Source organism: Haloarcula argentinensis DSM 12282, assembly GCA_000336895.1.
Taxonomy (GTDB): Archaea; Halobacteriota; Halobacteria; order Halobacteriales; family Haloarculaceae; genus Haloarcula; species Haloarcula argentinensis.
Map to the genome: position 1 here is coordinate 100,732 of AOLX01000027.1, position 20,540 is coordinate 121,271.

The following is a 20,540-nucleotide window of genomic DNA, read 5'->3' on the forward strand; positions in this document are numbered from 1 at the left end:
CAGAAAATAGCTAGGCGTCAGACTACAGCAACTGCGCGGCCTGGAACGCGATTTCGGAGACGCGGTTGAAGCCGGGCAGCAGGAGCACCGTCACGAGGGCTGCGCCCACCACAGCGGTGTACAGCCCCATCGGATACGACTCGATGGTTCGGCTGCCAGTCGGTTCTTCGATCCACATCGCCTTGACGACGCGGGAGTAATAGAACAGGCTGAGCGCGCTGTTGATGATGAGCGCGGCGGCCAGCGACCACGCGCTGACGTTGAGCGTCGCCTGGAACAGGTAGAACTTCGAGAAGAACCCACCGCCGATCGGCAGGCCGGCGAGGCTGAACAGGAACACCGTCATCGCCGCGCAGGCGACCGGCGCTTCCCTGCCGAGGCCGTTGTAGTCCTCGAAGCGGCGGCCGACGCCCCAGTACTCGGCCAGCGCAATGAACAGGAACGCGCCCGTGTTCATGAAGCCGTAGACGAGCAGGTGGGACATCCCCGCACTCATGCTGAGGCTCAGGCCCTCACCGGAGCCAGACACGGCGGCGAGTCCGATGAGGACGTAGCCGGCATGGCCGACGCTAGAGTAGGCCAGCATCCGCTTGACCGTCTCCTGGGTCGCGGCGGCGAAGTTCCCGATGAACATCGTTGCGATGGCGAGGATCTGGAACGCCATCACCCAGTTGATCGCCCCGCCAGCGGCGAGTAGGTCACCGATTGGGAAGGCGACGGCGAACGCGCGGAACGCCAGCACAAAGCCGGCGGCCTTCGACGCCGAGGAGAGGAACGCCGAGATCGGTGCCGGTGCGCCCTCGTACGCCTCGGGTGCCCAGAAGTGGAACGGCACGGAGGCGGTCTTGAACGCGACGCCGCCGATGATCATCAGGATACCGACGCCGAGGATAGCCATCGGGACGGCAGGGTCACCGGCCTGGGCCTGAACCGACCCGTCGACGATGGTCTGGACCGTGCCACTGGAGATGGCCGTCGCGACGCCGTCGAATCGAAGCACGCCCGTCGCAGCGTACACGAGCGAGATACCGTAGGCCAGCACCGCTGAGGACACCGCACCGATGAGGAAGTACTTCAATCCCGCCTCGACGCTGCCCTTGTTCTCCTTGAGGAAGGCAACGAGCGCGTAGGACGGTAGGGATACCAGTTCGAGTGCGACGAAGGCCGTCGCCAGGCTGTTGGCCGCGCTCAGAAGGCTCATCCCGGTTGCGGACAGCAGGACCAGCACGAAGAACTCGGCTTGGTAGCTGTGTTCGGCGACGTAGTCGTAGCTCGCGAGCACGACCAGCGTCGTGACGCTGCCGACGATGGCCATGAAGAACAGGGCCATCTGATCGACGACGAGCTGGTTGTTGAACAGCGCGACGCCAGTGCTATCCGCCATTCCGGTGCCGGCGGTGATAAACCAGCCGGCGAACCCGAAGGAAAGCAGGGAGCCGAGCACCGAGATACCGGCCAGCAGCCCCGTGTTCGTCGTGTCCGGGTCGACCGAGTCCGCCAGCAGCAACACCAGGGAGGCGAGGGCCAGCGAGAGTGCCGGGGCAAGCGCCATCCAGTCAGGGAGTGCGACCATCTATGCACCACCTCCGATCTCGAGAACCGGTGAAATCGAGTCCTGTATCATGGCAAAGGAGAGGTCCGGTGCGACACCGAGTGCGATGACCAGCAGGAGCAACACGGCCAGCGGCGCGACATCGTGGAACGCGGCCGGGCTGACCTCGTAGTCCGTCTCCAGATTGAAGCCACCGAACAGCGTGCGCTGCATGGCCCACAGCAGATAGCCGGCGACAATGACGATGCCGAACATCGCCAGCGAGGTCAGTACCGGTGCAGCCCCACCGAGCGTCGGCGCGTTGAACGAACCCTGGAAGATAAAGTACTCCCCGGCGAAGCCGGCCATCAGCGGCAGGCCCATGTAGCCGAAGGCGGCGGCGACGAAGATGCCGACCGTCCAAGGCATCCGGTCCGCGAGGCCGGACATATCGCCGACCATGCGCGTGTGTGTCGTGTTGTAGATGACACCGACAGCCATGAACATCAGCCCCGAAATGAGGCCGTGGGCGATCATCTGGAAGGTCGCCCCGCCCATGCCGTAGGGCGTGAACGCGACCAGACCCAGGATGACATAGCCCATCGAGGAAATCGACGAGTAGGCGACGATGCGTTTGAGGTCGCGCTGTGCCAGCGCGAGCATCGCGCCGTAGATGACGCTGACAACGCCGATAATCGCCAGCGGAACCGCGAGCTGACGTGCCGTGTCAGCGAGCATCGTGAAGTTGAACCGCAGCAGTGCGTAGGTCCCCATCTTCAGGAGGACGCCGGCCAGCATGACCGACACCGGCGTCGGGGCCTCAACGTGAGCGTCTGGCAGCCACGTGTGCAGCGGGAAGACGGGCACCTTCACCGCGAACCCGAAGAACATCAGGATGAAGGAGATGGTCATCAGGTTGACGCCGGCGATGGTCGGCAGCCCGCTCGCGGTGCGGAACGCCTCGGCCATCGCAGGCAGGGACAGCGACGTGAGGTCGGTGCTGAACACGAGCGCGAACAGGCCCGCGAACATGATTAGCGACGCCACGTTCGTGTATACGAAGAACTTGATTGCGGCGTACTTCCGACGCGGGCCACCCCAGACACCGATGAGCAGGTACATCGGGATAAGGACGCCCTCCCAGAAGACGAACCAGAGGAAGAAATCCAGCGCGGAGAACACGCCGATGAGGCTCACTTCCATGAACAGCATCAGCCCGTAGAACTGGGACTGTCGCTCGTCGATGGGCGTCCACGCCGAGACGATGGCGAGTGTCGTCAGCACCGTCGTCAGCGCGAGCAGCGGCATACTGATGCCGTCAAGGCCGACGTAGTACGACACTTCCAGTTCACCCAGCGTGATCCACGGGATCTGCTGGCCGAACGCGATGTCGGCGGGTGACAGCAGGGCGTTGCCCGTGCCGCCGTACTGCGTGAGGTACACCCAGTACATGTAGATGCTACCGAGCGCCGGAACCGCACTGACGGCCGCGGCGAGCTTTCCGGCGTACCGGTCAGGCGAGAGGAACACGAGCCCGGTTCCCAGCAGGGTCACGAGCAGGAGCGCAGCGACCCACATCTAGAACCACCCTCCCATGATGCCGAAGGCAGCAAGCAAGAGCACGAGTCCAAGCGTCAGCAGCGTCGCGTAGTTGCTGACGACGCCGGACTGGATGCGTCGGATGCGGCTGCCGCCGAACAGGCTGACGCTGGAGATGCCGTTGACGACGCCGTCGACGACACCCTGGTCGAACTTGTTCATCACTCGGGCGAGCGGGTAGGTGACACCCGTCGCGAGCCACACCTGATATTCGTCCTGATAGTAGTTGTGCATGAGTAGCGTCTTCAGACCGCCAAGCTTGTCGGTATGCTCGACCGGGTCGGCACCGGCATAGAGGCTCCGCGCGACGAGCACGCCGGCGAGTGCCAGCCCGAGTGAGACAGCTGCCGAGGCCAGTAGCGTCGTGATCTCACCGCCCAGCGGGTATGCCGGGTCAACGTGGGGCACTTCGTGCAGCAGTTCCTCGTAGTGGTGCAGATCCGTCGAGAGGAGTTCGGGCCAGCCGCCCTCCTCCGGTCCACTTAGCCACGTGTGGAGGAAGTCAATGTGCGCGCCGGTGAGCTTCGCGACCGGAGCCATGTTGATGAATCCGATAGTCGTCGCAAGGATGCCAAGCACCGTCAGCGGCCCCTTGACGTTCCAGCGGACGGGCTCGGGGTCACGAGCGGTGTCCGAGCGCGCGTCGCCGTGGAAGGTCAGGTACACCATCCGGAAGGTGTAAAAGCCGGTGAAGAACACGGCCAGCAGCCCCATGGCGTACGCGGCCAGATAGACCGTCCCGAGGCCGCCCTCAGTACCGAAGCCGTGGATGAGTGCTTCGTACAGCACCTCGTCCTTGGACCAGAAGCCGGCGAAGGGGACGATGCCAGCCAGTGCGAGCGAGCCGGCGAGGAACGTCCAGTAGGTCACTGGCATCCGGTCTTTCAGACCGCCCATGTCCCACATGTTCTCGTTGTGATGCATGGCGATAATGACCGACCCTGCGCCGAGGAAAAGTAGCGCCTTGAACACAGCGTGGGTCGTCAGGTGGAAGACCGCGGCCACGTAGCCACCCGATCCCAGCGCGAGCATCATGTATCCGTACTGGGAGATAGTGGAGTACGCGAGCACTTGCTTGATTTCCTGTTTGACCAGGCCCATCGTTGCCGCAAACAGTGCGGTGAAGCCGCCGATAAGAGCGATGACGGCCAGTGCCGTCGGCGAGAGGGCGTAGAAGCCGTACATACGCGCGACGAGGTACACACCGGCTGCGACCATCGTCGCCGCGTGAATCAGCGCTGAGACCGGCGTCGGACCTTCCATCGCGTCGGGCAGCCACGTGTGCAGCGGGAACTGCGCGGACTTGCCGACAACGCCGCCAAGCACGAGGAGGCCGAGCACGGTGAACCAGGCCTGTGGGCCCATGCCGACCGTCTCCAGCATTGCGATGCCCTCAACCTCGCCGTCGACGATAGCGTGTTCGGCCAGCATCGGGAAGCTCTCGGCGACTACTTCGCCACCCTGCGTGATCGGGGCGAACAGGCCGGTCCCGAAGGTAGCGAAGATGCCGACGACGCCGATGAGGAAGAAGTAGTCACCGAAGCGGGTGACGAGGAACGCCTTCTTCGCGGCACTCGGCGGGCCATCCTGACGGAACCAGAAGCCGATGAGCAGGTACGAACACAGGCCCACCAGCTCGAAGAACATGAACGCCATCAGGAGGTTGTTGGCGACGACGAACCCGAGCATGCTCGCCGTGAACAGGCCGAGCCCACCGTAGTAGCGCGGGAGGCCAGTCTCGCCCTCGTCGTTCATGTACCCGAGCGAGAAGATGTGGACGAGGAACGAGATGAGACAGACGATAAGCAGCATGAGTGCCGAAAGCGGGTCCAGCAGGAGTCCGAAGTTGAGCTGGAGCGTTTCGACGCTCGTGGTCCACTGGTACAGTATTTCGTTGTGGACCGCACCGCCGGCCACCGTCAGCGCGACCCAGATCGACAGCAGAAGCGATCCGCCCGTCGCGGTGATCCCAGCGAGCGCGCCACCTTTTGGCATGCGATCGCCGGCAAACAGCGCAACGAGGAACGATACGAACGGCAGCAGGACAATCGCCGGAGCGTATGTGAATGCAGCCATCTGTTACCACCTCATCGTCGTCGCCTTCGTCACGTCCACGTCTGTGAAGTTGCGGTACAGGACCAGGACGATACCGATCCCGATGGCGACCTCTGCGGCAGCGAGTGCCATCGTGAACAGGCTGAACACCTGGCCGGTGAGGTTCCCGTGTTGCAGCGAGAACGCGACGAGGTTGATGTTCGCAGCGTTCAACATCAGTTCGACGGACATCAGGAAGATGAGCGCGTTCCGCCGGGTAAGGATACCGAACAGGCCGATACAGAATATGGCCGCCGACAGGAGGAGATACGTCTCAGCCGGAATCACGAGTCGTCACCTCCCGGACCACCGTCAGCGGCAACGGCCATGTCGTCGTCGTCCGTGGTTTCGACACCGAGCGTTACCGATTCGCCAGCGACTTCGCGTCGGGCGAGCATGACGGCCCCGACGAGAGCGGCCACCAGCACGATGTCGATCACTTCGAAGGCGACGAGGAACCCTTCAGCTGGAACGGCCGTCTCACTCTCGCCCATAATCGCGCCCGGGGCGATATCGAACATCGCCGCACCGAGGCTCTTGGTTATCGCCGCTCCCTCGCCGAAGCCCGCTGGCGCGGGAAACGAGACGCCCATGAACACTGCACCGAGAACGACGAACAGGGCGATTGCGGCCAGTCCAGCGACGAAACTCCCCTCCGTCTGTAGTTCGGGTTTTGTGGTCATGGTGTCACCTCGATCACCGACTCGTCCTCGCGGGTCAGCATCACCGCGAAGGTGATGAGAACGAGGACGCCGCCGACGTACACCAGGATCTGCATCGTTGCGACGAACGCCGCCTGGTTCATTACGTAGAACACTGCGACGCTGACGAGTGACACGCCCAGTAACAGCGCCGAGTGCCAGACGTCCCGGACTAACACGACGCCCGCAGCGCTGCCCACTGTTACCATAGCGAACAGCGCGAACGCAATTGACTCTGCCAGTGCCATCTTACTTGGAGACTCTTTGCGGCGTCCCTTTGAAGATTCCTCTTTCGTCTCGCCAGTAGAGCCACTGTTTGCCGGTATGGCCCCCAGATTTCGGGGCACTTCCGTCCTGCTGGCGAAAATGTGCCACTCCAGCACCGTTTTTGACGCCACAAACGTCGTTCCACCTCGGATCAACACCGGAAAACTTGCCTGAGCGGTTGCGGCCGTTCTGGAAAGCCCGCGCTAATCAGAACAGGGCAGTCGCTCCGGGGGTAGTAAGCGAAACCCGCTGAAAGTCCGTCGAAGGAGTTACTGGTAATCCACTTCGCCGTCGCCCTCGCCGATCCACGCGCCCCGATCGGGTTCGCGGGACTCTAGTGGGTCGATATCCTTGTACCACGGCACGTTCTTGAGTTGTTCCTTGTCGTAGGCGAACTCGTCTTTCGTGTCCGCGGTGAACTCGAAGTTCTGTGTCAGCAGGATGGCGTCGGTCGGACAGACCTCCTCACACAGCCGGCAGTAGATACACTGGCCGATGTGGAGGTTGTACTGCTCGCCGTTGCGCTGCTCGTCCATCACGATCTGGATGGTGTTGTTCGGGCAGACGTTCTCACACTGCCGACACCAGATACACCGCTCCTGGCTCCACTTGTGGACGCCGCGGAAACGGGGGCTCACCTCGGGGGCGACGTCAGGGTACTCTACCGTGAACGTCTCCCCGTCGAGGGCGTGTTTCATCGTCGTCGCCATTGATTTCAGGATTCCAATCATGAGTGGTCACCTCCGGTCGCTCGCGGGTCGGTTCGCGTGGCCGTCATCAGACGGTCACCCCGACGATAACCGCGGTCAGCAGTAGGTTCGCCAGCGACAGCACCAGCATTCCCTTCCAGCCGATTTCGATAAGCTGGTCGATCCGGACGCGCGGGACCGCCGAGCGGGCCCACTGTGTGAACAGGAAGACGCCCCAGATCTTGATGAGGAACCAGACGATACCCGGCAGGACCGGACCGGCCGGCCCGCCGAGGAAAATCGTGGCGATGATTGCCCCGCCAAGGAAGATGTGGATGAACTCCCCGAGGTAGATCAGGACGAAGTACACCGAGGAGTACTCGGTCTGGTAGCCGGCGACAATCTCGGTCGGCGCTTCCGGGATGTCGAAGGGGTTCCGGCCGACCTCCGCGAGGTTCGCGATCATGAACAGCACGAAGGCGAAGGGATTCACGAACGCGTACCACGACGGCAGCGGGCCGATCAGCGACTGCTGCTGTGCGGCGACGATCTCGCTCATCTGAAGCGAGCCGGCGAAGATGACCACCGACGCGCCCGTCAGGATGAGCGGGATCTCGTAGGCGAGGTTCTGTGCGACAGCACGCAGCCCGCCGAGGAACGAGTACTTGTTATTCGATGCGTAGCCGGCCATCACGAGGCCGATCGACGTGGTCGAGGCCACGGCGAACACGTACGCCAGCCCGACCTCGGGGTCGGCGAGATGGATGCCGTTCCCCATCGGAATCACCGCGAAGCCAAGCAGCGCGGTACTGGCGATAATCAGCGGCGCGAGGTCCCACGCCGGTCGGTCGGCGCCTTCTGGAACAATGAGTTCCTTCGACAGCAGGCGAACGGCGTCAGCCACGATAATGAACAGCCCGTACGGACCGATACGGTCGACGGCGATACGGTCGGTGAACGCGGCCGTAATCTTTCGCTTCGCCCACGGGCCAGCGAGCGCCGTGTTCGTCATCATGAGCGTCCCGATGAGCCCGGCCCCAACGAGGCTCAGCACGATCATCACGGCCGTGCTGTTGGGATCCAACCCAAGCAGGTTCGCGAGCGTTTCCGGTAACGGCGCCGACTGCATTACCGGTCCACCTCCCCGAGGACAATGTCGAGGCTCCCGAGCGAGGCGATCATGTCAGGGATGTACTCGCCCTGGGACATCTCCGGCAGCGTCTGCAGGTTCGAGAAGCACGGGCTGCGGATCTTGAACCGGGCCGGCTTGTCCGTCCCATCCGAGCGGATGTAGATGCCGAGTTCGCCCTTCGCGCCCTCGACGGAGCGGTAGATCTCCTTGTCGGGGTCCGGCCGGAGTGTCCGCGGGACGTTGGCCTGAATCTCGCGGTCGTCTTCCGGCCACTGCTCCAGCAGGTCGACACACTGCTCGATGATGCGCGCGGACTCCTCGACCTCGCGAAGACGGACGAGAACGCGACTGAAGTTGTCGCCGCCCTGCTCGGTGACGACGTTCCAGTCGAGTTCGTCGTAGTAGCCGTACGGGTCGTCCCGCCGAATGTCGTAGTCGACGCCCGACCCGCGTGCCACGGGACCGGTCGCGCCGTACTGCTTGACCTGCTCCGGGGAGAGGACGCCGGTGTCGACACACCGCATCTGGAAGATCTCGTTACCGGTGACGAGGTCGTGGATCTCTTCGAGCTTGTGCGGGAGATCGTCGAGGAAGTCCCGGATCTTCTCGAAGTACTCCTCGCGGGGCTCGGGCAGGTCCCAGGCGACCCCGCCCAGTCGGAGATAGTTGAACATCAGCCGCTGGCCGGTCAGGTCTTCCAGAAGGTTCTGGACGATCTCGCGGTCGCGGATGCCGTACTGGAAGACGGCGGTGAAGTCGCCGAACACGTCCAGTGCGAACGTCGCCAGCGCGAGTTCGTGCGAGGCGATCCGGCACATCTCTGCCGCCATCGTCCGGATGACCTGTGCGTACTCCGGGACCTCGATGTCGGCGAGGTCCTCGGCCGCGCGGGCGTACGCCCACTCGTTGAGGATCCCAGCGGAAATGTAGTCCCATCGGTCCGGGTACGGCATGATCTGGTGGCGGTATGTGCCCTGCTGGCACATCTGTTCCTCACAGCGATGCAGGTAGCCGATGTCGGGTTCGAGATCGGCGATCTGCTCGCCGTCCAGCACCGTCTCGACGTGGAGCACGCCGTGGGTCGCCGGGTGGTGCGGGCCGATGTTGACGAACATCGTGTCCGGATCGTCCTCGCTACGCTTGTCGTCTTCCAGCGGGTTCGCGTGCTCGCGCAGTGAGACGATCTGTGGCTGGTCCTGATTGTAGTCCTGACTCAGGGGGTGGCCCTGCCAGGTCTCCGGCAGGAGGATGCGCCGGAGGTCCGGATGGTCGTCGTAGTCGATGCCGACGAGGTCATACGCCTCCCGCTCGTGCCAGTCCGCGGTGTCGTAGACACGAGCGGCCGACTCGTTGTGCGGGTTGTCTTTCGGCGAGGGAACGACGATCGACAACTCCTGTGTCGGGTCGTTGTACTTCCGCAGGTGGTAGATGGATTCGTACCGGTCGTCGTACTCCTGTGCCGTGACACAGGCGCAGTGGTCGAACCCAGCCTCCTCTTTCAGCGTCGAGAGGACTTCCTGAACCTCGTCGGGACGGATGACGAACCCCTCGGCGTTGAGGTGCTCCTCGCGGTCGAGGATGTGGCCCCCGAGCAGGTCCGCGAGTGCGTCGTAATCGAGGCCGTCCTCCGTAACGCCGACATCGAGCGCCGTATCGCGTGATGGTTTTTCTAAACTCATGGCAAGTTAGGGGGAGTCGTTCCAGTTGTACCGCATGACGAGGTCCTCCTCGTCGATCTCGCTGGCGAGTTTGTCCACGAGCTCGTCCTGTTCGAGGTCGCCGAACTGCTCCAGTTCGTAGGGTTTGACCGTCACCGGCGAGGACTCGCCTTCGGCGATGCGCTCTTGCAGTTTGGCGACGCCGTAGATGAGTGCCTCGGGGCGTGGCGGACAACCCGGCACGTGGATGTCGACCGGGATGACCTCCTCTGCGCCCTTGATGACGTTGTACCCTTCCTGGAACGGCCCACCGGAAATGGTACACGACCCCATCGAGACGACGAACTTCGGCTCGGGCATCTGGTCGTAGACGCGCTTCATCCGCGGCGCGAACTTCGAAACAATGGTCCCGGGGACGATGATGACGTCCGCCTGGCGTGGGGACGCGCGCGGCACCCCTGAACCGAAGCGGTCGAGGTCGTGTTTGATCGCGTAGGTGTGGATCATCTCGATGCTACAGCAGGCAATCCCGAACTGCAGCATGAACATCGAGGAGCCCCGGACCCAGTTCATGAACTTGTCGAACTTGGTCAGGATGAACGGCGTCGACCCGAACGCCTCGCGTAGCGTCGAGTTGAAGCGGTCGTCGGCCCCGTCACCCATTCGGGCCTCCTGTGTCGATACGTCTCTCGCGGCCGGTGGTGTCTGGTCACTACTCATATGTGTCTGCCCCCTTCGTGGCGCGCGGACTGCGCACCCACTGAACTGCGCCGTTACGCCAGGCCCAACCGAGTCCGATGGCGAGAATCGCGATGAATACGACCATCGGTAGCAGTGCCGTGGTCATCCCGAACTCAGCGGCGGCGTCGCTGTAGATGACCGTCCACGGGAAGATGAAGACGGTCTCGATGTCGAAGACGACGAACAGCAGCGCGACCATGTAGTACTGGATATTAAACTTGATCTGTCGACTGCTGCCAGTCGGCACTTCACCGGACTCGTAGGTGGTGCGTTTGCCTTGTTCCGGCACGCTGGGCCGCAAGAGGCTCGAAACTGCCATCATCGTCAGTGGGATGGCTAGCGCCACGACCGCGAGCGCGCCGATGGCGATCCATGGATTACTCATTCCGGTATCTCCTATCGTCTGCCGGTTAGAAGTACTCGCATATAAGGGTTCATTGTTCGGTTTTTCGGCCCTGTGGGTCTTTAAGAGCCGACGCGCCTTCGGATGGAAAGTGACCTGCACCCACCGCACTTCCCGTATCGCGACGCCCCTCGCTGCTCACTCGTCCCAGTACTCGCGTTTGAATCCGGGCGTCCCGAGTTCGTGGAGGTCACGCGACGCCTCGCCGACCTCGGTTTGGAGCCCCTCGTGATACGAGACGAGTCGATCCCGAAGCTCGTCGTGTTGCCGTGCCAGAATCTGTACCGCGGAGAGCGCGGCGTTGAACGACTTGCCGGCGTCGACCGCGGTGATGGGCGCACCCTGGGGCATCCCGATGACCGAGTCGACTGATTTCTCCTGCACCGGAACCCCGATGACCGGCAGCGGGTAGGCGATGCTTGCGGTCATGTTCGGCAGGTCTGCGGACTTGCCGCCCGCGCCGGCGATAATCACGTCGACGCCGCGGTCGGCGGCCGTCTCTGCGTACGCGTACATCAGGTCCGGTGTCCGATGGGCCGAGCAAACGAACGTTTCGAACGTGAAGCGATTTTCGGGCGCGTCAGTGTAATCCGTCTGTTCCTCGAACCCGAGTTCGTCGGCGAGCGCCGCATAGGCCCCGGGCCGTTTGCCTTGCCCGCCGGCCATCGTCGGCAGGTCCGAGTCGGAGCCCATGATGATGCCGACATCGGGCGTCAGGTCGTTCGGTCGGTCCATCTCAGCTTCTTCGTGTAACTGGTCGATGAGCGACTGGACGCTGTCTGCGGGCATACGACCGACTGGAACCGGGACCGGCGTAAGTGTAGGCGGTTTCCAGTCAGTCGGCCAGCGCCGCTTCCAGTTCAGTAAGGAGCGCCTGTGGCTCTGCGGGAAAGCACCTGAGTGGATCGGTACGGCCGGTTACCTGTATCCGGAGCGCGTACCGCTTGCGATACGTGAGCGCGAGGCTAACGGTACCGGCGACAGCGAAGGCCCCGCCGAGGAGAACGGACCGGTCGAGTGACAGCAGGCCGAACCCGATCAGCGCAGCGCTCATCACCGCGAGAAACCAGTCGATGTCCTGTAGGCTCACCTTGACCACGTCGTCGAGGTCGATTACCACCGGACCGTCACCGCGGTCGACCACCAGTCGGTCAGCGGCGAGGACGACAGTCCCGCCGGTTCGGAGCGTGCCGGTGTACCGTTCGGTGTCGATGGGCGGTACGGTGTCCCCGGTCGCACCGTCGCTATCGCTGTCCACGGTCAGTCGTCGCTCACCGCGGGCGGGCGGTCGCCGCCGCGGCCGCGGATACGGTCCATCGACGAGACGTACTCACTGTCGTCTTCGGTGAGCGCGGCCCAGGCCGCGAGACCGCGCTCCTCACGGGTTCCGGGCACCGTGTTGTCGAGGATGAAAGCGGCAATGCCGCCGACGACCATCCCGGTCCCGCCCATGACGAACAGCGTGGTCGCGACGACATCGGTCCCGAGGACGCTCCCCAGCACCGGCACAGCCGCGAGACCCTGCTGGAGGGCTGTCGCCCCGCCGACATCCATCCCCTGTCCGATCTGGCTCATGTACTCGGGCACTGCGAGCCCGGCAAACATCGCGAAGCCGACGATGAAGACGTTTCGGTTGGCATCGAGGTCGACGTACTTGAGCTGTGAGAGCCCGACAGCGGCGATCTGGCCGAACATGACGATGTAGAGGCCGCCGATGATCGGCGACGGGATGGTCGCGAACAGCTGGCCCGCCGGTCCGAAGTATCCGACCAGAATCATCACCGCGGCCCCGATTTGCACCACGTAGCGGGACGCGACGCCGGTGATAGCGATTGCTCCAACGTTCTCAGTGTACGACGTACAGCCGTTGCCGGTGCCCATGATGCCGGCGAACACGTTGCCGACACCCTCCATCCCGATGCCGTCGTTGATTCGGCTGCTGTTCGGTGCGCCGCGGCCGGCGATGCGGGCAACGGAGTGATAGTCGCCGAAGCTCTCGACGACGGAGGCGAGCATCCCGGCGAACATCCCGACGACGAAGCCCGGCGTGAACTGCGGGAGCCCCCACTGGAACGGGTAGATGGGCTGGACCAGCGGTGCGCTCGTGACCGACCCGAGCGAGACGTAGCTGATCGAGCCGGCGGTGAAGACGCCGGTGACCGAGAGGATAGCTGCGACAGTCCACGCAAACAGAATTCCCAAGAGTACGGGAAAGAGCTTGAACGCGCGGTGACGTCGGTCGAGATACTGCGAACACGCAATAATAGAGAGCATCGTCAGCCCGAGGAGCCACCAGTTCTGTCCGGTCCCGGGGTCGCCGAAGTTCGGGTTCGCTATCTGTGGGACGTTAAAAAGCGACAGTCCGATGAGCGCGATGACCGGCGCGATGACGACCGGACCGACGTATCGTTTCAGCTTCCCCATGAGGCCACTGTAGCCAATCACCACTTCGACGATACCGGCGACGATGACGGCCCCCTGTAGCTCGACGAGCATAGTCTGCCAGTTCGCACCCTGCTGGGCCAGCACGCCGATGATGGCCAGCCCGGGCGCGAGCATGGAGAACGTCCCGCCCTGAACGATCGGGTATCTGTTCCCGAGCGTCGTCTGGGCGAGCGTCGCGATGCCCGAGACGACGAAGAATGTCCCGATGAGACGGCCGACCTGGTCCGGCGCGGCCTCGAACATCCCCATCGCGCCCGCCAGTCCGAGCGGGATCGCGACGGACGCGCCGATCATTGTCAGATAGTGCTGGACGCCGAGCAGTATCGCTTGCTTTCGCGGCGGCTTGTCGTCGATGCCGTACTCGACGAAGCTGGCGGTTTCCGGTTCCTCCGGTGTGGTTGCACTCTGGCCGTCATCGGGCGGTGTCGCGTCAGTCATGCTCGCTACCCATGGCACTGCAACTCCCGATACATATTCTTTGCTCGTTGGCCCAGCGCCGACGGGGCACAGCCGCCTCGAAAGGAAAACGCTCTTGGCCCGCTCCGACACAGTCTTCGACATGAGCAACGGGGACGACGAGGCCGACGCGTCGGACGACGCCGAGGCAACAGATGAGATCGACGTGACCGCCGAAGAACTGGAATCGCGTCTCACAGAGGCCGGCGACGCGTTAGAGGCCGCGGAGACGGAGGCCGACCTCGACGACGTTGAGTCGTCCCTCGACGACATCGAGACCGACCTCGAAGCCGCCGACCTGCCCGAACCCGACGAGGACGATGACGAGGCCGAGGACCCCCGCGAGGAGCTAGAGTCCCAGCTTTCGGACCTTCGCGACGATCTCGAGGAACAGCGCGGCCCCTACGCTGAGGATGTCGTCGCCATCGTTTCCGACGCCGCCGACACCGTCACTGACAGCGAGTGGACCGACGATGGAGAGGACGAGGCGCAGGAAGCCGTCGAGACGTTCCTCGACGAAAGCGCCGAGTTCGTCGACCACGACGCCGACACGGGCGGCGATTTCGTCGCTGCCGGGGATGCGCTGAGTACAGTCGCCGACGCCATCGAAGCGGCAAACCTCGACCCCGACGAGGACACGGAGACTATCGAAGGCCTCCTCGAAGCGGCCGAGACACTGGAAACGGGGCTTGACGACGCCGAAGTCTGGGACGATCTCACGGTACAGGAGCAACTCGATGCCCGCGGGTTTTACGATATCCTGACCAACGAGAACCGGAAGGACTTCCCGCCGGAGTGGAACGCCGCGAAGCTCCACGCCGAGGAGGGAGACTTCGAGCAGGTTCTGTTCGCCTACGAAAAACTAGGATCGGAGTTCTTCGACGGCTACATCGTCGACCTCCTGTACAACCTCGGGAGCGACGCCGAGCCGGCCTTCGACGCGATGCACCAGCGTGCACAGAAACGCGACAAGGGACCGATCGAGGTACTGGGGAAGATCGGCGACGAGCGCGCGACCGAGACGCTACACGACTACATCGATGGCGACGGCGACCCTGCGCTCCAGAAAGTCACGCTCCGTGCGCTGGGCGCTATCGGCAGTGCGGAGTCGGTCCAGCCGGTCGCCAATCGGCTCGACGCCGACAGCGAGGAGGTCCGCTCAGTCGCGGCCCGCGCCCTCGGCCTGCTCGGTGACACTCGCGCTATCGAGCCGCTCGGCGACATCCTCGAGTCCGACGACAGCGACTCCGTGCGAGCCTCCGCCGCGTGGGCGCTCCGACAGATCGGGACCGAAACGGCGCTCGAGGAAGCCGCCCGCTACGCGGACGACCGTGCGTACATCGTCCAGGCCGAAGCCGAAAAGGCCTCAAGCGCCTGAGTCAGGAAACCTTTTTATACAAACGGGCGGCCAGACGCCCCGATGCGGTCGTTTGCCCCACTCGTCTGTTGCGTGCTCGTCCTCGTAGCGATGGGTCCATATACCGCCACTGGACAGGCGACTTCAGCCGCAACAACACCCAGCTCCGCAGAGCCGTCGATTCACGCGGTGTACCCGGATCCCATCGCTGGCGGCGACGAAGGAGAGTTCGTTGTCCTCAGCGTCCCCGACGGGACTGACATCGGACAGTATGCTGTCACCGACGGCGATGGAACCGTGGGGATTCCGAACACCAGCGCACGCGGGCGCGTCGTTCTCTCGACGGTACCGAACCGGACACGGGAACTTACTGACTGGCCGGTCGTCGGTTTCGATGGTCATCTCGCACTGGCAAACGGCGGCGAACGAATCCGGCTACAGCGGGGCAACCGGACTGTCGACGCTGTCCGATACACCGAGGCCGTCGAGGGGGAACTCGGCATAGTGAACGGGTCGGTTATTCGCTGGCGGCCGCTGGGTGCAACGGACCGCCCTGTGGTCAGGGCCGCTGGTGGCGAGGTCCGCGCGTTCACGCTGCCGGATACACCCGCCGCGCCGATTCGGCCGATACGAAACGCGGGTGAGCGGGTATATCTGGCCGGCTACACGCTCTCCTCGGACAGAGTCGCCGATGCCCTCATTGCTGCTCAGCGCCGGGGCGCGACGGTCCGCATCCTGCTTGAGGGCGAACCGGTCGGGAGCCGCACTGACAGGGAAGCCGCCACGCTCGACCGACTGACCGAGGCCGGCGTGTCCGTTCGGGTGTTGACAGGCCCTCGTGCCAGATATCGCTACCATCACGCGAAGTACGCCATCGCTGACGAACGGGCCGTCGTGCTGACGGAGAACTGGAAGCCCGCCGGCACCGGCGGCAACAGTAGCCGCGGCTGGGGAGTCGTTACGTCACAACCGCGAATCATCGACGGGTTGAACCGGACATTCCAGTCCGACATCGGCTGGCAGGATAGCAAGCCATGGGGGGAGTACCGTCAGGGCCGACAGTTCGAGCGGGCCGGACCAGCGACCGGGTCGTATCCGACTGAGTTCCGGGCTGAATCGGTATCGGTCCAGCGGACGGACCTCCTGATTACTCCGGACAACGCCCAGGGTAGACTCGTCGAGACAATAGACGACGCGGACGACTCAATCGATGTTATCCAGCCGACGGTCGGGGACTGGAACAGCCCGCTTTTGCGGGCGCTCCGCCGGGCTGCGTCGCGCGGCGTCGAGGTCCGCTTACTGTTGAGTGACGCGTGGTACGTCCGCGAAGAGAACGAACAGACAGCACAGCGGTTTCGAGAGTGGGCCGACCGCAACGACGCGCCGCTGACGGCGAAAGTGGCAGACCCCGACGGTCGCTACGAAAAAATCCACGCGAAGGGTGCCGTCGTCGATGACAAGCGGGTCGTCGTCGGCAGTCTCAACTGGAACGAGGCGGCAGCGACGTCGAATCGCGAGGTCGTACTGGTGTTGCACGGCGGCGATGCGGCCGACTATTTTGGAGCTGTCTTCGACGCTGACTGGGACGGCGGCGGCTTCGACATGCCGGTCGGGGCACTCGTGGCCCTACTCGGTCTTCTGGTAGTCGCCGGGCTCGCCGCTCGTCGGGTTTCGTTCGAAGCGTAGAAAACGGATTGCGTGGCGAGCTTACACTTCTTCGGGCAACGCCGTCGAACTCCCGAGCTCCTCGTCGATCTCGGCCTCTGCCATCTTCTCGACGAGGGCGTCGATAACCGACTCGCGGCGGCCCTTGACGAACTTGATGGAGCCGACGACGAGGTGGCCGCCGCCGGAGACACCGCCACCGTCGACCTCCTCGGTCAGTTCAGTGACCATCCGCGGGATGTCAAGGCGGACGCCGTCGGAGCGCAGGACAGCGAAGTCCGGGCCATAGCCGATGGTGATGACGGGGTCGCCAGTTTCCGCTACCTTCCGGTCGTGGATTTCGCCGGTCGTCTTCCCCGGTGCAGGGTAGGTGAAGCGGTGGGCGTGGTTCTCCACGTCGATCGTGTAGAGGTGGGCGCCGTTGTCGAGGCGCTCGTGCTCGACGTGGCTCATGGCGGCGTCGAGTTGATCCTCGACATCGCGTTCTGCCCGCTCGGCGAGGAAGTCGACGACCTCCCCGTGGCGGTCCCGGTCGTCACAGTCGACGTTCAGCACGTCGGTGATGAGCTGTTCACCGGAGTTGTAGCGCAGCCAGTGGGTCGCGTAGTCGAGCGCTTCGCCGATGTCGCGCAGATCGTTCTCGTCGTAGCCCTTCTCGCTTGCGAGGTCGATGTAGTCCCGCATCGCCTCGGCCTCGGAGCGGTCAGACAGGCCTGCGACCGCGGGAACGTGCTGAAGGTCCGCAGTGATGTCGGGGTCGATCATCCGGGCGAGTTCGACACACAGCATCCCCGTGGTGATGCGGTAGTCCTCGTCGTGGAGGTAGGGGTTGACGTGCTGCTCGATGAGCGGCTCGACAGCTTCGGGGTCCGGGTGGTGGTGGTCGACGACGACGACCGGGATGTCGTAGTGCCGGAGGTTTCGGTAGGCCGGCGTGTCCTCCTCGGTCGAGCCGTTGTCGAGCATCAGCAGCATCGGAAGCTTCTGTCCGTGGCGGGTCCGGTCCTCCAGTGCGAAGTTGAGATCCCGGGTTACGTCCTCCATCTCGTAGTAGGGGGCCTTGCTCGGCAGGCGCTTGAGGAGGTGCTGGGGCGCGCTGGCGTCCTCGTACTGGGAGGCGATGAATGACTCCAGCGCGACCTGCAGTGGGACGCTCGCACAGAGCCCGTCGCCGTCGGCGTGGTGACGCATCCGGATCGGCCGGCCCGAAAGTACCGTCTTTCGGAGTTCTGTCGCGACTTCGCGGAGGTCGTCCCACAGTTTCTCGAAGGCGGGCCACTCGACCAGCGGCTCGACATCGGCCGGTTCAGCGGCCTCGGCCAGCGCCGCGTCGAGGTCGCTCTGGACGTCGTCGGCTGCCTCGCCGTCGAGGACGGTCAGCGATTCGGCCTCGACCTGCAGACCGTCGTCGCGCTCCTCGGCACGTCCGGAGACGCGAACGATGTCATCGATCTCAACGTCGGGGTGCGCCCGGACGCCGGCCTCCTCGAAGGCGGCACACGGGACAATACCGGTCTCGTCGCGGACCTGGAACACGGTAGGGCCGCCGGTCTGTTTGATCTGGACGACCTGCCCCTCGATGATAACCGTCTCACCGGTAGCGGCGGCGAGGTCGGTTACGGTGGTCGCGTTGCCGTGGACAACGTGCTGTTCATCGTAGTCGGCGACCTGCACTTCCTCGAAGCTCAGGTCGCCATCGGGACGGATCTCGCCGAGTTCGACGATGAGGTCGTCGCCCACGTCGTACTGGCCCAGGAGATTAGAGTCGTGGACGAGCCCGGAGACAGCATCGGAGAGATCGACGAACACGCCGTATTCGACGGTGCCGTTGACAGTTGCGTGGTACAGTGCGCCTTCTTCGAGATCATCGGACGTACATTGGTCCGCAAGATCGTAGACGATGGTCCCGCCGTCGGGGACCGTCGCACCGTCACCGGTGCCAGTTGGCGAAGACATTTGTCAATCCTTCGGTGCTCCCCCGTTTGTACTCTTCGGAATCCGCGGAGGGACGAACACAACGCGTAAAAAGCGCCCGACCCGACTGCGTGGTATGGGGTTGTTCCGAACGAGCGGGATACTCGGCATCGCGGAGTCCGCACTCGAGTTCGCGCTCGCAGCCTCCGAGGAGGCCCATCCCAACGAGTACATGGGCTTTCTCCGGGGCGATGACGCCAGTAAGCTCGGGCTTGACGACGACGGCACAGTGCTGACCGACGTCTTGGTCATTCCGGGAACGGAGTCGAACCCGGTCAGCGCGACCGTCAAGACGAGCATGGTTCCAAACGACATGCGAGCGGCGGGGTCGATTCACTCCCACCCGAACGGCGTCCTCAAGCCGAGCGACGCCGACCTCGCCACGTTCGGTCGCGGCGACGTCCACATTATCGTCGGCTATCCGTACGGCCGCGACGACTGGAAGGCCTTCGACAGCGAGGGGACAGAGGTCGACCTTCCGGTACTCGACGTGGAGCCGCCGGAGGAGTCCTTCTTCGATTTCGACCAGGCCGACATCGACGCCGAGCTCCGCGAGGAGGAGTTCGATCAGTGACCCGCGTCGTCGCACAGGGGACCTTCGACATCCTGCACCCGGGCCACGTCCACTACCTGCAGGACGCCGCCGACATGGGCGACGAACTGCACGTCATCGTCGCCCGCTCGGTCAACGTCACGCACAAGGAGCCGCCGGTCGTCCCGGACGAGCAACGCCGGGAGATGGTCGCCGCGCTCAAACCGGTCGACGAGGCGCACCTGGGCCATCCGGAGGATATTTTCGTCCCCATCGAGCGCATCGAACCGGACATCATCGCGCTTGGCTACGACCAGCATCACGACGACGAGCAACTCGAAGCGGCGCTGTCCGCCCGGGGTATCGACTGTGACATCCGCCGGGCCAGCCCGTTAGAAGCCGAATCGGCTGACCGACTCCTATCGACCGGTCGTATTATCGACCGGATTCTCGACGAGCGTTGCTAACTCGGTACCGCGGTTTATACACTCATATCAGTAGCTTAGCAAAATTATTTTACAATGCTACGTCTCTAATGTAATCAACAGTTGTGTTGATACGATGGGGATGGTTACAGTCAACGACGTCGATTCGCTGTCGTACCGCGCTGTCGAAGTACTGCTGCTCTTGCCGACCCTCCTGTTTGGGTTTCTCGGGCTTGGGGTGATCCTCGTCGGGCTAGGGGGCGAGAGCGTGGGCGATGGTCCACTCGGAATGGCTAGCATCTTCGGGACGTTCGGCGTCTGGTATATCGGCGGCATTGTTGTCGCACTGATATCGTGGCTTGTAACCCCAATTGTCCTCTATTTCGACACCAAGAAGATACGAGATGCGGACGTGGACTGGGACCCGAATCCGGTCCTGTACGCGGTCGGCGGCTTCTTCCTTGGCTACTTGATGAAGCTTCACCACCTGTATCATCGCCATCAGTATGTCGTCGACTGGGTGGACCGGGACTGGTGGTGGACGGTTGTCGCTGTCGGAACCGTGCTGCCGCCTGTCTGTATCGCTCTCGGGGCCACGCTTGTTTCGAGCGGAAGCCTCGGCATCGGATTTGTTTTGGTTGGTGTCGGCATTCTCACAGCGGTGCCGTTCTCTGTCGCCATCTACCGCGACGCGACCTACGTCCGTCTTCAGTCCGGGGCCTGGCAGCCCAATCCAGGGAACTACGTCAATCTCGGCGTCTTTTTCCTGCTTCTCGGGCCAATAGTGTACCCCATAATCGGCTGCTACTACCTGTTCCGTCGCCATCGGGCTATCGGGACGCTGTAATCGGTGCTTCGGCTATCCTGCTTC

At 63.6% G+C, this 20,540-nt stretch carries 20 protein-coding genes; 5 read left to right on the top strand and 15 right to left on the bottom strand.

What is annotated here, in order from left to right; translation table 11 throughout:
• Positions 1 to 22 precede the first annotated feature (22 nt).
• The 14 genes from C443_RS18315 to C443_RS18380 all read right to left on the bottom strand — a co-directional run bounded on the left by C443_RS18315 (position 23) and on the right by C443_RS18380 (position 13,698).
• Positions 23 to 1,573 (bottom strand): NADH-quinone oxidoreductase subunit N, encoded by a 1,551-nt coding sequence (locus C443_RS18315; RefSeq protein ID WP_005538252.1) that lies wholly within the window; start codon positions 1,571 to 1,573, stop codon positions 23 to 25.
• Positions 1,574 to 3,109 carry a complex I subunit 4 family protein gene (locus tag C443_RS18320; protein WP_005538254.1) on the bottom strand — a complete coding sequence of 512 codons (1,536 nt, stop codon included), beginning with the start codon at positions 3,107 to 3,109 and terminating at the stop codon, positions 1,574 to 1,576.
• Positions 3,110 to 5,206 carry an NADH-quinone oxidoreductase subunit L gene (nuoL, locus tag C443_RS18325; protein ID WP_005538256.1) on the bottom strand — a complete coding sequence of 699 codons (2,097 nt, stop codon included), beginning with the start codon at positions 5,204 to 5,206 and terminating at the stop codon, positions 3,110 to 3,112. It lies immediately after the preceding gene.
• 3 nt (positions 5,207 to 5,209) lie between these two features.
• On the bottom strand, positions 5,210 to 5,512 hold the full coding sequence (gene nuoK, locus C443_RS18330) for an NADH-quinone oxidoreductase subunit NuoK (RefSeq protein ID WP_004591676.1): 303 nt from the start codon (positions 5,510 to 5,512) through the stop codon (positions 5,210 to 5,212).
• The gene (locus C443_RS18335) at positions 5,509 to 5,907 is read right to left on the bottom strand and encodes a hypothetical protein (protein ID WP_005538257.1); all 399 of its coding nucleotides are present in this window, start codon (positions 5,905 to 5,907) and stop codon (positions 5,509 to 5,511) included. The genes nuoK and C443_RS18335 overlap by 4 nt, the downstream gene beginning before the upstream one ends.
• Positions 5,904 to 6,173 carry an NADH-quinone oxidoreductase subunit J gene (locus C443_RS18340; RefSeq protein ID WP_004591678.1) on the bottom strand — a complete coding sequence of 90 codons (270 nt, stop codon included), beginning with the start codon at positions 6,171 to 6,173 and terminating at the stop codon, positions 5,904 to 5,906. Before C443_RS18340 ends, C443_RS18335 begins: the two co-directional genes overlap by 4 nt.
• Positions 6,174 to 6,461: 288 nt before the next feature.
• Positions 6,462 to 6,923, bottom strand: a complete 462-nt coding sequence (locus C443_RS18345; RefSeq protein ID WP_004518194.1) for a NuoI/complex I 23 kDa subunit family protein — start codon at positions 6,921 to 6,923, stop codon at positions 6,462 to 6,464.
• Between the two features lie 46 nt (positions 6,924 to 6,969).
• Positions 6,970 to 8,010, bottom strand: a complete 1,041-nt coding sequence (locus C443_RS18350; RefSeq protein WP_004591679.1) for a complex I subunit 1/NuoH family protein — start codon at positions 8,008 to 8,010, stop codon at positions 6,970 to 6,972.
• On the bottom strand, positions 8,010 to 9,692 hold the full coding sequence (locus tag C443_RS18355; protein WP_005538260.1) for an NADH-quinone oxidoreductase subunit D: 1,683 nt from the start codon (positions 9,690 to 9,692) through the stop codon (positions 8,010 to 8,012). The genes C443_RS18350 and C443_RS18355 overlap by 1 nt, the downstream gene beginning before the upstream one ends.
• A gap of 6 nt (positions 9,693 to 9,698) precedes the next feature.
• The gene (locus C443_RS18360; protein ID WP_005538262.1) at positions 9,699 to 10,391 is read right to left on the bottom strand and encodes an NADH-quinone oxidoreductase subunit B; all 693 of its coding nucleotides are present in this window, start codon (positions 10,389 to 10,391) and stop codon (positions 9,699 to 9,701) included.
• A complete protein-coding gene (locus tag C443_RS18365) occupies positions 10,384 to 10,797 on the bottom strand; it encodes an NADH-quinone oxidoreductase subunit A (RefSeq protein WP_005538264.1) in 414 nt (137 codons plus the stop codon). Before C443_RS18365 ends, C443_RS18360 begins: the two co-directional genes overlap by 8 nt.
• A gap of 156 nt (positions 10,798 to 10,953) precedes the next feature.
• Positions 10,954 to 11,604 carry an AIR carboxylase family protein gene (locus C443_RS18370; protein ID WP_005538265.1) on the bottom strand — a complete coding sequence of 217 codons (651 nt, stop codon included), beginning with the start codon at positions 11,602 to 11,604 and terminating at the stop codon, positions 10,954 to 10,956.
• A 46-nt stretch (positions 11,605 to 11,650) separates the two neighbouring features.
• Positions 11,651 to 12,073: a hypothetical protein gene (locus C443_RS18375; RefSeq protein ID WP_005538266.1), complete on the bottom strand. Its 423-nt coding sequence runs from the start codon at positions 12,071 to 12,073 to the stop codon at positions 11,651 to 11,653.
• A gap of 2 nt (positions 12,074 to 12,075) precedes the next feature.
• On the bottom strand, positions 12,076 to 13,698 hold the full coding sequence (locus tag C443_RS18380; protein WP_005538268.1) for a uracil-xanthine permease family protein: 1,623 nt from the start codon (positions 13,696 to 13,698) through the stop codon (positions 12,076 to 12,078).
• 121 nt (positions 13,699 to 13,819) lie between these two features.
• Between C443_RS18380 and C443_RS18385 the strand changes: the two genes are divergently transcribed.
• Both C443_RS18385 and C443_RS18390 read left to right on the top strand, forming a co-directional pair.
• The gene (locus C443_RS18385; protein WP_005538270.1) at positions 13,820 to 15,094 is read left to right on the top strand and encodes a HEAT repeat domain-containing protein; all 1,275 of its coding nucleotides are present in this window, start codon (positions 13,820 to 13,822) and stop codon (positions 15,092 to 15,094) included.
• A 42-nt stretch (positions 15,095 to 15,136) separates the two neighbouring features.
• Positions 15,137 to 16,759, top strand: coding sequence for a phospholipase D-like domain-containing protein (locus C443_RS18390; protein ID WP_005538272.1), 1,623 nt, complete (start codon positions 15,137 to 15,139; stop codon positions 16,757 to 16,759).
• A 21-nt stretch (positions 16,760 to 16,780) separates the two neighbouring features.
• On the opposite strand, the gene C443_RS18395 is transcribed toward C443_RS18390, so the two are convergent.
• Positions 16,781 to 18,694, bottom strand: a complete 1,914-nt coding sequence (locus C443_RS18395) for a DHH family phosphoesterase (protein ID WP_005538274.1) — start codon at positions 18,692 to 18,694, stop codon at positions 16,781 to 16,783.
• A 94-nt stretch (positions 18,695 to 18,788) separates the two neighbouring features.
• On the opposite strand from C443_RS18395, the gene C443_RS18400 reads away from it, so the two are divergent.
• From C443_RS18400 to C443_RS18410, 3 genes are all read left to right on the top strand, one after another.
• Positions 18,789 to 19,286, top strand: a complete 498-nt coding sequence (locus C443_RS18400; RefSeq protein ID WP_005538276.1) for a Mov34/MPN/PAD-1 family protein — start codon at positions 18,789 to 18,791, stop codon at positions 19,284 to 19,286.
• Positions 19,283 to 19,711, top strand: a complete 429-nt coding sequence (locus C443_RS18405) for an adenylyltransferase/cytidyltransferase family protein (RefSeq protein WP_005538278.1) — start codon at positions 19,283 to 19,285, stop codon at positions 19,709 to 19,711. The genes C443_RS18400 and C443_RS18405 overlap by 4 nt, the downstream gene beginning before the upstream one ends.
• A 94-nt stretch (positions 19,712 to 19,805) precedes the next feature.
• Positions 19,806 to 20,516 (top strand): hypothetical protein, encoded by a 711-nt coding sequence (locus C443_RS18410; RefSeq protein ID WP_229727318.1) that lies wholly within the window; start codon positions 19,806 to 19,808, stop codon positions 20,514 to 20,516.
• The last annotated feature ends 24 nt before the right edge of the window (positions 20,517 to 20,540 follow it).